The 13,015-nt window shown below is 45.2% G+C and carries 10 protein-coding genes; 2 read left to right on the top strand and 8 right to left on the bottom strand.

What is annotated here, in order from left to right:
* Positions 1–13: 13 nt before the first annotated feature.
* Together FU659_RS07270 and FU659_RS07275 are read right to left on the bottom strand one after the other, a co-directional pair.
* Positions 14–1,384, bottom strand: a complete 1,371-nt coding sequence (locus tag FU659_RS07270; RefSeq protein ID WP_147946937.1) for a sensor histidine kinase — start codon at positions 1,382–1,384, stop codon at positions 14–16.
* Entirely contained in the window at positions 1,357–2,061 is a 705-nt protein-coding gene (locus tag FU659_RS07275) for a response regulator transcription factor (RefSeq protein ID WP_147946938.1), read from the bottom strand. Before FU659_RS07275 ends, FU659_RS07270 begins: the two co-directional genes overlap by 28 nt.
* A 337-nt stretch (positions 2,062–2,398) precedes the next feature.
* Between FU659_RS07275 and FU659_RS07280 the strand changes: the two genes are divergently transcribed.
* Together FU659_RS07280 and FU659_RS07285 are read left to right on the top strand one after the other, a co-directional pair.
* Complete coding sequence (locus FU659_RS07280; RefSeq protein ID WP_147946939.1) at positions 2,399–3,598, top strand: MFS transporter; 1,200 nt, start codon at positions 2,399–2,401, stop codon at positions 3,596–3,598.
* A gap of 192 nt (positions 3,599–3,790) precedes the next feature.
* Positions 3,791–4,369, top strand: a complete 579-nt coding sequence (locus FU659_RS07285; RefSeq protein WP_147946940.1) for a DUF4386 domain-containing protein — start codon at positions 3,791–3,793, stop codon at positions 4,367–4,369.
* A gap of 8 nt (positions 4,370–4,377) precedes the next feature.
* Here FU659_RS07285 and FU659_RS07290 read toward each other — a convergent pair whose 3' ends face one another.
* The 6 genes from FU659_RS07290 to FU659_RS07315 all read right to left on the bottom strand — a co-directional run.
* On the bottom strand, positions 4,378–4,962 hold the full coding sequence (locus tag FU659_RS07290) for a Crp/Fnr family transcriptional regulator (protein WP_147946941.1): 585 nt from the start codon (positions 4,960–4,962) through the stop codon (positions 4,378–4,380).
* Between the two features lie 30 nt (positions 4,963–4,992).
* Complete coding sequence (locus tag FU659_RS07295; RefSeq protein WP_147946942.1) at positions 4,993–6,309, bottom strand: ABC transporter permease; 1,317 nt, start codon at positions 6,307–6,309, stop codon at positions 4,993–4,995.
* The gene (locus FU659_RS07300; RefSeq protein ID WP_147946943.1) at positions 6,306–6,989 is read right to left on the bottom strand and encodes an ABC transporter ATP-binding protein; all 684 of its coding nucleotides are present in this window, start codon (positions 6,987–6,989) and stop codon (positions 6,306–6,308) included. The genes FU659_RS07295 and FU659_RS07300 overlap by 4 nt, the downstream gene beginning before the upstream one ends.
* Positions 6,990–7,084: 95 nt before the next feature.
* Positions 7,085–8,086 (bottom strand): sensor histidine kinase, encoded by a 1,002-nt coding sequence (locus FU659_RS07305; RefSeq protein WP_147946944.1) that lies wholly within the window; start codon positions 8,084–8,086, stop codon positions 7,085–7,087.
* Position 8,087: 1 nt separating this feature from the next.
* Positions 8,088–8,771: a response regulator transcription factor gene (locus FU659_RS07310; protein ID WP_147946945.1), complete on the bottom strand. Its 684-nt coding sequence runs from the start codon at positions 8,769–8,771 to the stop codon at positions 8,088–8,090.
* A 508-nt stretch (positions 8,772–9,279) separates the two neighbouring features.
* The coding region (locus FU659_RS07315; RefSeq protein WP_222708494.1) for an S-layer homology domain-containing protein at positions 9,280–13,015 on the bottom strand (3,736 nt) is incomplete at its 5' end.

Raw genomic sequence — 13,015 nt, forward strand, 5'->3', positions numbered from 1 at the left:
CATGATGTTATGGCTATCGCTCTGCGAGCAGTTGGACCGTCATCGTAGTTCCTTCACCCAAACGACTTTGGACAGAGATCGTACCGCTATGCTTATCCACGATCCATCGGGCAATCGCTAGGCCTAGTCCTGTGCTGTTGTCCCTGCGGTTTCGCGCTTTGTCTCCGCGATAAAAGCGATCAAAAATAAGCGGTAAGTCTTCCGCTGATATCCCTGAACCGGTATCTTTCACGACGATCGTGACGTGACTGCCTGTTTTGCTCGAACTAACTTGAATGGAGCCGTTCTCCGGGGTGTTCTTCAAACTGTTATCCAACAAAATAATCAACAATTGATGAAGCCGTTCAGGGTCGCCGCGAACCACCAGATCCATTGATGCATTGGCTTCCAGCCGAATTTGTTTGGTCTCCGCAAGTGGCCCAAGCTTTTGGATCACTTCGCGTATCAACGGTTCCAGAGGTACTGCTTTGATAAAAAGTTCTTCCTGATTGGAATCCGTCCGCGCCAAAGTGAGCAGTTGATCCGTCAGTTTGGCCATTCGCTTCGACTCGTGCAGCACCATCGCAATCGGTTCGCTCATCTCCAAGATGGTACGATCAGGATGACGGAATACCAGTTCTGCATTGGCGTGAATGATTGAAAGCGGAGTTCGCAGCTCATGTGATGCATCATCTACGAATTGCCGCTGTTTATCCCATGCCTTATGTATCGGCAGCAGCGCTTTATTGGCCAAATAAAAACCCGCCATGACGGTTGCCGCTCCGCCCAGGATGACACCGAACGCAATCAGCCTAAGTAAATTGGATAACATATTTTCCTCAGAATCGACATTTCCGATCGCTTGGACGCTTACAACCCGAGTCGGACTTTTGCTGTCAATCTGCGTTGTTACTGCTTGCATTCCGATTACATTCAGCGAGCTGACATCCATCGGCTGACTAAAGGTGACAGCAGAAGTTCGGTAAACGTGACCGTTGATTTTAACCGTTTGCGGGGTTTGAGCGGACTTGAAGTCACCGAAACGAGCCATCGTATCCTTTCCTCCATCCGTAATCGGCAATAGAGGGACGGCGCCTCCTTGATCATCCCACAATATCAAGAAAATCCTGGGATCCATCACTTGGTACCGAATCATCGTTTTCGTTGATGTTTTCAAGTCTGGATCGCCTGGCAACATCGGCGATCCTTGTGTTGTATAGAATAAAGTCCTGTTTTGCTCTGGCAGCTTATTTAACCCCTCAATCCGTTCTGCGAGAGAGACATCTATTTTGGCGAACAACTGATGTCGCAGCTGCGTGTAAATGATCAGGCTAAAGCATGTAAGTATGATGAAAAATACGATCGCATTCAGCGTTGTCAGACGGATTCGCGTTTTGTTGAACATGCCACATTCTCCTTTAGCATATAACCAACGTTCCGGACCGTTTGCACGACATGGTCATACTGATAGGCTTTCAGCTTTTTACGCAAATAAAAAATATACACATCGACAACGCCTAATCCTATTTCCGAATCGAGCCCCCACACCCGGGAGCAGATTTGTTCACGAGTCAGAATTTGCTCTCGATTTCTTAATAAAAATTCAAGCAGCTCGTATTCTTTTTGCGTCAATTCGAACGGTTGGCCGTCGATATTGGCTTCGCGGTTTCTCATACTTAACGAAAGCCTCTTGTAGATTAACTCCCCCTCGCTTCCGATCGTTCCGTTCCTTCGCAGCAAGGCGCGCACGCGGGCCAGAAGCTCTGGCACTTCAAAAGGTTTCGTCAAGTAATCATCTGCTCCCGAATCAAGGCCTTTCACTAGATCCTCAACGTTGTCTTTGGCAGTCAAAAATAACACAGGCGTCACAAACTGCTTAGCACGAAGCTGGCGAACAATCTCCAGTCCATCCATTTCCGGCAGCATAATGTCGAGAACGAGCACATCATAAATTCCTTGTTCTGCCAAGTAACACCCGTCGTCCCCCGCTTGCGCTCTATCGACCTGGTACCCTTCCTCTTCAAATAGGGTAGTAATCGTTTTCAACAAATAAAAATCGTCCTCAACAACCAAAATCCTCACATTAACCCTCCCAAGTAACACGGCATCACGGTTTGCAAAATAGTTCTAGTACCTCAGTATAAAGGAGAAACCTTAAAGATAGATTAGAGATTGTACTAGGGATACCTTGTTTGGAATTCACTTTGAGGATTAGCGTTTGATTATATCGAGAAAATACTTCTGTTTAAGCATTTCGCGCTCTCCCCAGTGCACTATATGTAAAGGACCACCTTTTTTACTTATTCTTTAAACGAAATATCTTGATTATATGCTCAGAAAACTTAATAATATGAAACAGGTCTTATTGACCTGTACGACAAGCTTTCATACACACCGCAGAAAGGTTGATATTGACATCATGGCGTTATCTCAACGTATGACCAAGAAACAAGCAATCAAAGAACCGTTTCCCATCTCTATACTTTCTCTTACCGTTGGCGCCTTCGCGATTGGAATGACCGAATTTGTCATTATGGGTCTGCTTCCGAATGTCGCAGCGGATTTGCAAGTCAGCATCTCATCCGCAGGGCAGCTCATTACTATGTATGCCCTTGGGGTAGCAGTAGGTGCTCCTATACTGACTGTCCTCACGCACCGAATTCCGCAAAAGAAACTATTACTTCTGCTAATGCTTTTATTTATTCTCGGTAACGGAATCTCTGTTTTCGCTCCAAACTATGCCGTCATGATGGGTGCCCGCATAATAACGGCATTGACACATGGGACATTTTTTGGTGTTGGGGCTGTTATCGCTTCTAATCTTGTTCGCCCGGACAAACGAGCCGGGGCCGTATCTATTATGATGGCTGGTCTGACCATTGCCAATATTATCGGTGTTCCTCTGGGCACGTTTATCGGTCAACATATGGGGTGGCGCTCCTCGTTTGGTGCCATTGCGATCATGGGAGTCATAGCATTAGTAGGCATACTTATCTTCATACCGCAAATCCAGCAAGACAAACCAGCGAGTATCGTTCGGCAAATTAGCGCTCTTATCAAGCCAAAGCTCCTTTTATTCCTGTTGATTGGAGCACTAGGCAACGCCGGCTTATTCACCGTATTTACCTATATTACGCCACTGCTCACGGAAATCACCGGCTTTGCCGAACATAGCGTAACTTGGATTCTAGTCCTTTTCGGCTGTGGCGTAACCATGGGCAATATCGTCGGAGGGAAGCTTGCGGACTGGAAGCTAATGCCTTCTGTACTGGGACTTTACTTTGCAATATGTGTCCTCCTTACCCTATTCACCTTTACCATTTATAGTCCAACAGCTGCCGTATTGACTATATTTCTATGGGGAGCCGCTTCCTTCGCTGTGTTTCCGGGGCTGCAAGTGCGAATCATGAGCCTCGCACAAGCGGCGCCAGCACTTGCTTCTACCTCCAGCCATTCAGCTGGTAATCTAGGAAATGCAGCTGGTGCTTTCATTGGAGGATGGGTCATTACTCATCTGGCTATAACAGCCCTCCCTTGGGTCGGTGCCGTGCTCGTAGGACTGGCTCTTATTGTGGGGATTGCTTGCTATGTCGCAGAACGCAAATCCGCTGTAGCGTAATCCTTTTTCCATCATGATCGATATAGCCCCAGCTTCTTTGAGAAGCTGGGGCTATTTGCACATACGGAATTTGCACTTTTTTTGGCAGAGTTTTAATTTCCCCCATTCATTGCTCTCTTGACTTAAGTCAATGACCCGTCATCAGCCTCTTTATATAATGAAAATCAACAACGTGATAAAGGGGATTATCTTATGGCAATCTTAATAAAAGAAATATCGGATCAGCGAAAATCTGCATTAGTTGCTGGCACTTCGCTTGTCATCATGGCAATTGCCTCATTTTTTTCCTATGGCTTTGTCCATGAAAGTCTTGTGGTACAGGGCAATCCCATCGCCACATTTAACAACATCGTGTCATCCAATAACCTATTCAAAGCTGAAATCTTAGGTTGGCTCATCATCCTGATCTGTGACATCGTGGTCGCCTGGGCTTTCTACATCTTCCTGGAGCCCATTCATAAAAGTCTTTCCTTGCTCGGTGCATGGCTCCGTCTTACCTATTCGACTATATTAGGAATTGCCATACTGCATCTGTTGATTGTGGGTTATGTGACTTTAAAATCAGACCGCATTCCTAAAGTTATCAGCATTTTATTGTTGCTTGCTTCAATAGGCTATATGGTCATTAACCTAAGCAAAACATTTCTTTCACAATATGATGGATTAATATCAGTACTTAATCTTGTATTTATGATACCAATGATTGCAGGAGAACTAGGCTTTGGGATATGGCTACTGCTCAGAGGAGGAAAACCGCCTAAAAGTACATGACAATTTTCCTATAAATTACTAGTATTAATCCGCTTCTTGATTCTACTTAATGACTCTGGAGTCATACCAAGATAACTCGCCAATTGATGTTGAGGTACACGATTGACTAGATGAGGTCTTTTTCGTAATAGCGCTTTATAGCGTTCTTCAGGTGTAGAACCGATAAATGAAGCCCATTCATCTTGTGCCTCACCCAGATTTTCCTCTACCATCTTGCGTGTCATCGTTTCCAATTGTAAGTATTTGCTAAACATGTCCTTTTCGGCATCAAGATCGCCAACAACCAATATACAGTCTTCTAGACAAGTTAATGAGTACGGGGATGACTTATCTTGTTTATGATAATTGAAAATCGAAGCTGCTTGCTCTTCTGTGTAAAAATTCGATGTGACCTCTTTTCCCGTTTCATCTACCGAATACTGCCTGACACATCCCTTCAATACAAAATAACATTTAGTGGGAACATCTCCTTGTGCAAGGAGGACTGTTCCTTTTTTATATTCCTCAATCCGTATATCGTCAATAATCGCCTGTTGTTCTTCTTCGTTAAGTGATGTAAATTTAGTCAAATACTTGAACAATATGGTTTTCATTTTGCATTCCTTTCATCTCGTAGGGAGAATCTATAGATTCTCCTGTTTCAAAGCATCAATAATATTTGCTTTTTTCACTTTGGCGCTCGCGTATAACATGGATAAGCTTACGATAACAAATACAGCAGCAATCACATACAGAATGCTAGTCCAAGACACTATGAAACCGTACGAGAAACTATGCATGAAGGATTGGTAGATCAGCACCATGATCACTCCGCTGATTGGAAGCCCGTAGGCTAGGGCCTTGATTCCATAAAATATACTTTCATAGTTCATCATTTTGTTAAAGCTTTTGGGCGTCATCCCCACCGATCTGAGCATTGCGAACTCTCGTTTGCGAAGGGCAATACTCGTCGTAATCGTATTGAGAATATTCGCCATCGAAACCGCCGTAATCAATGCTACAAAACCATAAATAAATACGGATAATAATAGAATCTTTTGTTCCGAGCGCCGTCTATCTTGAAATAAGTTCATTACAGACAGATTATTCTTCATTTCTTCGATATCCTGTTGTGTTTTCAAAGGATCTTTACTATTCAAATAGAGTCCTGAATACGCTTTGGCATCCTTGCTTCTTTTCATTAACTGATCGAAGACCGGTTCGGAAACAACCAGATTCACTTGAAAGGTGCTTCGAATAATCCCCATTGGGAATTGATCTGTTACCGCGGCTACCTCCAGCTTGTTGCTCGTTTCCTTCTCATCGAGATCTGTGGAGACAAGATCCAGCATTTCCCCTGCTCGGCCATTGATCCCTTTCGTTTCGATAAACTTGCCCTTTTCATCTTTATATGTCATGACATCAATCAATATGGCGGCTGGGCGATCGAGATTCGTTAGCTTCGTATAATCGATACCAACTTTTTTGGCATAGTCTTTCAGCTTCTCTTCACTTAAGGCATTTACGCCTATATTGTATTTATACAGACCATTATGATGAGGCAAATAGATTTGCACGCTTTTGGGAATGACTCCCTCTTTCACCCAGGTGAAGGCAGCAGACGATTGTTTGATCAGGCTGTACTCCGTAATGCCCTCCAACGAAACAATAGAGGTCAACAAACGCTCGTCAATCGTTGACTCTTCGCCCTCCTTGTGAACCCCGACATCATAATTGTAGCCTTTTTGTGAAAGATCAAGCGATCTCTGCAGGTTGGAAGTGAAGAAAGACACGGATAGATACAACACAATGCTAATGACAAGTGAAAAGACAGTGGCGTAATACCTGCGCTTGTTTCTTTTTAAATTTTTCAAGCCAAACTCGGCTTCAATGCCGAATACAAGTTGGATCAGCTTCGATGTTTTCACCGTTTTACCCGTAAGCTTATGGATGATGTTCATGGTCGAATGACCTCATCTTTGGCAATCTTGCCATCTTCAATGGCGATAATTCGGTCAGCTTGCAGAGCAATGCGTTCATCATGCGTAATCATAATCAGCGTCTGATGAAAGCCTTTGTTGAACATCTTCAATAAGTCAATGATTTCGCCGCCATTTTTACTGTCCAAATTACCTGTGGGTTCGTCTGCCAGTAGGATAGCGGGTTGATTCATCAATGCTCTTCCAATTGAAACCCGCTGCTGTTGGCCGCCGGAAAGCTGGTTAGGCAAATGATTCAACCGATCTTGTAAATTTAGCATCCTCACAATATGCTCAAATTGCTTTTGATCCACCTTATGCTCATCGAGCAAGAGCGGCAGCTGTATATTTTCTTCAACCGTTAAGATCGGCAGAAGATTGTAGAACTGATAAATCAAACCGATTTGTCTCCGTCTAAAAATGGCCAACTGCGTCTCATTCAAGCTATACATGTCCGTCCTATCCACAAACACTTTGCCGCTTGTTGGTCTATCTACACCGCCTAGCATATGCAAAAGCGTTGATTTCCCCGAACCCGACGGGCCGATGATGGCGACGAACTCCCCCTTTTCCACTGAAAAGGATATATCGTCAAGCGCTTTTACCGCCGTGTCACCTTTGCCATACACTTTAAACAGATGTTCAATTCTCAGAATTTCCATGTTGAAACCTCCATAAGTTTGTCAATGGATGTAGTATATCTGCCTGAAGTGACTTTACAGTGACTTGAAAGTGACAGTCTAGTCACTTAACCCTGTTAGACGATTCGCTTATAGAATCGGATCCGAAATTGTGATCCCTTATCGACTTCACTCTGAACGTCTATATCGCCATTTTGCTTGGTAATAATGCTGTGAGCCATCGAGAGACCAATACCGCTGCTGCCCTCACCAGCACCCTTGCCTTTATAAAAACGCTTAAAAATCGAAGGTATTTCCTCCTTGGAGATGCCTTTACCATTATCTTGGATACTAATCTCTGTAAATAGCGGGTTTTCTGAAAAAGAAATCGCGATGGTTCCACCAACTTGCGTATGTTCCACACCGTTTTTTAAAACATTGATGATAGCTTCCGTTGTCCAATTGAGATCGCCTAGAAAAGAGACGTTGTCTTCGCCTTTTATGGAAATCGTTTGTTCCTTGATGTCTATCGGAATTAGAACGGGTTGCAACGCTTTTTCAATAAGCTTGGCCACCATGACTTGATCTTTCTTGAACTGCACGGTGCCTGCATCGATCTTCGAAAGCTTTAACAAGGAAGAAACAAGCCAATCCAGCCGTTCGAGTTGGATACGAATATTGCGCGTGAACTCCGATCTTTTGGCTTCTGGCAGTTGGGGGTCGTCTAACAGGTCCGCCATGACCATCATAGAGGTTAGAGGCGCTTTGAGCTGATGAGAGATGTCCGAAATGGCGTCTGTGAGATGGATTTTGTCTTTATGCAAAAGGGCGCTTTGCTCCGACAGCATGACGGTTACTTTATAAATCGTATTTTTCAAAATACTGATTTCGCCTTCACGATTATCGCGGACATCAAGGGAATAGTCACCGCTGCTAATTTGCCGCAAATAGCCGGACAACTTCTCAATCTCCTGATATCTCGATCTCGTAAATAGAAGGCTGCATCCAAGGAGCAAAATGGAAGTGATTAGAACGAGGACCACGGCAGCTAGGGACAAAAAAGCCGCGGCTATCAGCATAACCAGACTTATCGTAGACATCAACAAGAGTACGAGGCGGATCTCATGATTACGCAGCATGCTACTCACCCACCTTATAGCCTAAACCGCGTACGGTTTTAATAAACGTTGGATCTTTGGGGTCATCCTCTAGCTTTTCCCTCAACCTTTTGATGTAAACCGTTAACGTATTGTCATTGACGAAATCCCCGGCAACATCCCAAATTTGTTCTAAAAGCTGGTTTCTGGAGAGGATCTGCCCGATGTGGTTAACGAAAATCAGCAACAAGCGGTATTCCAATGCAGTCACTGGGATTTCATCCCCATGTTTATATACCTTGCCTTCCAAAGTATTAATTCGAATATGATCTAATTCGATGATTGCTTTGGCTTGCGGCTGCTTCTGATATCTTCGCAAAACAGTCTTAATTCGTGAGAGCAGCTCGCGAATACGAAAAGGCTTGGTAATATAGTCGTCCGCTCCCATGTCAAGTCCCATCACGACATTGACTTCATCATCCACGGCCGTAAGGAAAATAACAGGAATGTCGCTTTGCCCCTTCACCATTTTACACAATTCATACCCGCTTCCATCCGGCAGTGTTAAATCGAACAGACATAAAGCAAACTGATCCAATTGCTCGGCTATCACCTTTTTCGCAGATGCAACGTCATGGCACAGAACCGTGGAAAACTGGTCTTGCTGCAAAGAATATTCGAGTCCAGACGCAATGGTCTTATCATCTTCCACCAATAAAATGTTCAATGGATTATCATCCTAATTTAATATTTTTTGAAATGACGCATGACTTATGATTGTATCATATTAGAAAGGGGGGTGATTAGCAAAGGAGCATGCTTTAAGGGATCGTTGAGGCATAGGAAAATGGCCTCGCAGGTGATGATCATCTAGCGAAGCCATGGAAGACTTGCTCATTTTTCACCTAAATCGTTGGGATGAACACAACCCGTTGCCCGAGGTCAATAGGAGCATCCAAACTTCCTCCACTTTGGAAAGCGGGAAAGGTACTGAGTTCACTTTAAGCTTGCCAGCCGCAATAGCGTCGATGAGCGCTGGAAATTCGGCAAACCAATCTGGATCCAAGGCAAAGCACGGCTCCGATCCAGCGCAGCTGAAATATTTTAATAAACGATGTAAAAGAAAAACAAGCTACGCACTATGTAGGTGCAGTAGCTTGTTTCCCATATACTCAGATATCTCGTGTACATTCTTCACGACAAAAAATTCGGAGATGATCGCTTAAGATCTTTGATTACTTCTTTAGCTGCAGCGCTCTTAAAATAACAGTTACCGCTTCAGCACGTGTTGTGTTCGCTCTCGGCTTCACAGTACCGTCCTCGTAACCATTAATTAAAGCTTTAGCGGTTGCGGTAGCTAGCGCGTTGCGAGCCCAGTCAGATATATCAGCGTTATCTGTAAAGCTGTCTTTCATAACCGTTGAATCGATCTGTGCGGCACGAATGACAATCACTGCCATTTGCTCACGGGTAATCAAGTCGTCAGGACCGAAGGTGCTCGAACTATATCCGGTAACAACGCCAAGCGTGGCGGCAATCTCAATTGCGCTTCGGGCCCAGTGCGCTTCAGTATCGTCAAAAGCTTTATTTGTTTGTGCTTGGAGATGAAAAGCTTTTACGATAGCAGTAACAAATTCCGCTCTTGTGATACTGTTATTCGGCTTAAACGCATGGTCCAAATAGCCATTAATCACGCCTAGTTGAACCAAATCTCTGATGCTCGTTTCGGCCCAATGCCCCTTGATATCACCAAAATCTACGACTTCCGTTGAAGGATTGGTGATCCCTTCTTTATCTGACATTAGTACAGCAAATTTCCCGAAATGACGAACAGATCCCGACACCGTTCCATTCGTCTGATCAACTTTCTGGTCCTCTAACTGCACCCACTTATGGTTCTTTTCGTCCAACCCATACAGGCCTAGAGTTGATTTCCCAAAATTAATCTTAGATTTGTCAAAAGGTAATGTAATGACAACTGCCTTCTTGAAATCCCCGGCCATCCCCTTCTTAATTTCGTAAATTTCACTTGCTAAGCCCATTGATTTGCCACTAGGTAGTATAGATGTTTCGCTTATTTTATCTATGGTAACCTGAACGTCGCTGTCTACTGCACCAATTGGCGCATCAATTTGGACTCCATTCACAGTAAGTGTCCCTCCAGCTGCCAAAATGGTTCCGAAGTTAATTGGACCGCCGCCACCTCCACCACCGCTGATCACAGGTGGGGTAATTGGCAAATAGAAAACATATGTGGTAAAGTGCTTTGTCCACACGACAAGATCTTCCCCAACCGTGATTTTGGCATCTCCACCTGAGGCAATTTCGCGATCTGCCGCTGCTTGGGTATCTGACGTGACTGAACCCGTAATCGGAATGACAACACCATTTCTTAAGTAACCTGCTAATTTATTGCCCTGTTTCGGAAAGAACAAACGCAGGGCTTTGTCGAAAGTTAATGTAACATCCGGCGAGCCTAGTTCAATGACTCCACTGACATTGCTATTGCTGATAGATACGCTGCTGTTGCTTTTTACTTCTGGCAGCATGATGGCGCCATTCCAAGCTGTGGGAGCCATAACTTTCGTACCTTCCGGAATTACCACCAGCATTTCGCCCTGGGACGTTTGCGCTATGACTTCGATTAATGGAAGGATGGCCTCTTTGTTCGATCCGACAATAATCGGAGTGACTGCAATATTAGCATTCGTCACGCCTGATGGAACAGTTATAGTTGCTGGATCATTTGTTATCTGAATGGATGTGTCAGTAACAGCGGTGATGGCAAGTGCTCTTTTGATCGTCACGTTATATGTCTTTTTCGTTATGCCGTCTTGTGCTGTAACTTCTATTGTAACGAGCGTATTGCCAGCAGGTAATTGGATTTTTTTCGACGTTGTCATTTCAGCGTTTATTTTGACACTGGCATGAGTTTCCTCGGGAAAAGCCGTCACAGTTAGGACATCAACACGATTACTCACAGACATGGTGTAGTCCAAAATCATCCTGTTATACTCAAAACCAGCATCGCTTATTTGTAGGGATTGTAACTGAGCATTACTATATGCTGCAGATGTTCTATTCACGTATACAAGGTAGGTTTGACTGGAACCGTTTTGATCCGTTACAACCAATTCCATTCGGTTACGGCCTACATCGATCGGTATCGAATTAGTTGCCACGCCACTGGTTAAGTTAGACGGACCAAACACGAGCACATTGTCACTGTTGTAGAAGCTCCCTATTATACTGAAATTTCTATCATACACGCTAGCTGTGACACTAATACTTGATACTTGGTTAGTCACATTAAAATGATACGTTGTTCCCGTTACAGAATCGGCAATGAATGTTAGTCCCCCACTCGACAGCGTCAACCCGCTTAAACTTGGGTTGCCCCCTACAACATTAGAGCGTGTTACAACCACTAGATAGGTTGCTATCGTTCCATCCGAAGCGGTGACGGTGTATGTCACTGGTGTAGTGAAGTCGTTCGGCGTCGTTCCGCTCACTTGCGTGGTGGTGCCTACCTTCACCGTCGATCCTGCTGAACTCGTAAATGTTGCAACTAGCGAGGTTACAGATGTTCCAGGAGGAACGGTTAATGCGATATTCGTACCATTAATCGTTCCCACTACGGCTGGGGATAATCCTTCGAAGCTGAACGTAGACAAATCCTTTGCGCTGTTCGCCGCCACAGTTACCGTCACCGTGTAGCTCTTTGTCGTTCCATCCTGCGCGGTAACGGTGTACGTCACCGGCGAAGTAAAGTCGTTCGCCGTCGTTCCGCTCACTTGCGTGGTCGTACCTACCTTCACTGTCGATCCTGCGGAACTCGTGAATGTCGCAACTAGTGCCGTTACGAATGTTCCATGAGGCACCGTTAATGCGATATTCGTGCCATTAATCGTGCCTGTCACGGCTGGCTGTAAGCCTTCGAAGCTGAACGCAGTCAGATCCTTTGCGCTGCTCGCCGTTATTGTTACGGTTACGGTGTAACTCTTCGTTGTTCCATCCTGCGCAGTGACGGTGTACGTCACCGGCGAAGTGAAGTCGTTGGACGTCGTACCACTCACTTGTGCGGTCGAGCCTACCTTCACCGTCGATCCTGCGGAACTCGTGAATGTCGCAACTAGCGACGTTACCGATGTTCCATGAGGCACGGTTAATGCGATATTTGTGCCATTAATCGTTCCCACTACGGCTGGCGAAAACCCTTCAAAGCTGAACGCAGTTAAGTCTTTCGAGCTGCTAGCTGTTACTGTTACCGTTACGGTGTAACTCTTCGTCGTTCCATCCTGCGCGGTAACGGTGTACGTCACCGGCGAAGTAAGGTCGTTCGCCGTCGTTCCGCTCACTTGCGTGGTCGTACCTACCTTCACAGTCGATCCTGCGGAACTCGTGAATGTCGCAACTAGCGACGTTACCGATGTTCCATGAGGCACGGTTAGTGAGATACTCGAGCCATTTATCGTTCCGACCACTACTGGCTTTAAGCCTTCGAAGCTGAACGCAGTCAGATCCTTTGAGCTGCTCGCCGTTATTGTTACGGTTACGGTGTAACTCTTCGTTGTTCCATCCTGCGCGGTAACGATGTACGTTACCGGCGAAGTGAAATCGTTCGACGTCGTTCCGCTCACTTGCGCGGTTGTACCTACCTTTACTGTCGATCCTGCGGAACTCAAGAACGTCGCAACTAATGAAGTTACCGCCGTTCCATGAGGTACGGTTAATGCGATATTCGTGCTACTAATCGTACCTACCACGGCTGGGGATAATCCTTCGAAGCTGAACGTCGTCAAGTCTTTCGCGCTGCTTGCTGTTACTGTTACCGTTACGGTGTAACTCTTCGTCGTTCCATCCTGCGCGGTGACGGTGTACGTCACCGGCGAAGTAAGGTCGTTCGCCGTCGTTCCGCTCACTTGCGTGGTCGTACCTACCTTCACAGTCGATCCTGCGGAACTCGTGAAT

Origin of the sequence: Paenibacillus sp. N3.4 (assembly GCF_008017805.1) — a bacterium.
Lineage (GTDB): Bacteria > Bacillota > Bacilli > Paenibacillales > NBRC-103111 > Paenibacillus_E.

Bases quoted from the DNA above. Each gene is read 5' to 3' on its own strand.
- FU659_RS07270 (WP_147946937.1), bottom strand. From the start codon at position 1,384: ATGTTCAACAAAACGCGAATCCGTCTGACAACGCTGAATGCGATCGTA.
- FU659_RS07280 (WP_147946939.1), top strand. From the start codon at position 2,399: ATGGCGTTATCTCAACGTATGACCAAGAAACAAGCAATCAAAGAACCG.
- FU659_RS07285 (WP_147946940.1), top strand. From the start codon at position 3,791: ATGGCAATCTTAATAAAAGAAATATCGGATCAGCGAAAATCTGCATTA.
- FU659_RS07290 (WP_147946941.1), bottom strand. From the start codon at position 4,962: ATGAAAACCATATTGTTCAAGTATTTGACTAAATTTACATCACTTAAC.
- FU659_RS07295 (WP_147946942.1), bottom strand. From the start codon at position 6,309: ATGAACATCATCCATAAGCTTACGGGTAAAACGGTGAAAACATCGAAG.
- FU659_RS07300 (WP_147946943.1), bottom strand. From the start codon at position 6,989: ATGGAAATTCTGAGAATTGAACATCTGTTTAAAGTGTATGGCAAAGGT.
- FU659_RS07305 (WP_147946944.1), bottom strand. From the start codon at position 8,086: ATGCTGCGTAATCATGAGATCCGCCTCGTACTCTTGTTGATGTCTACG.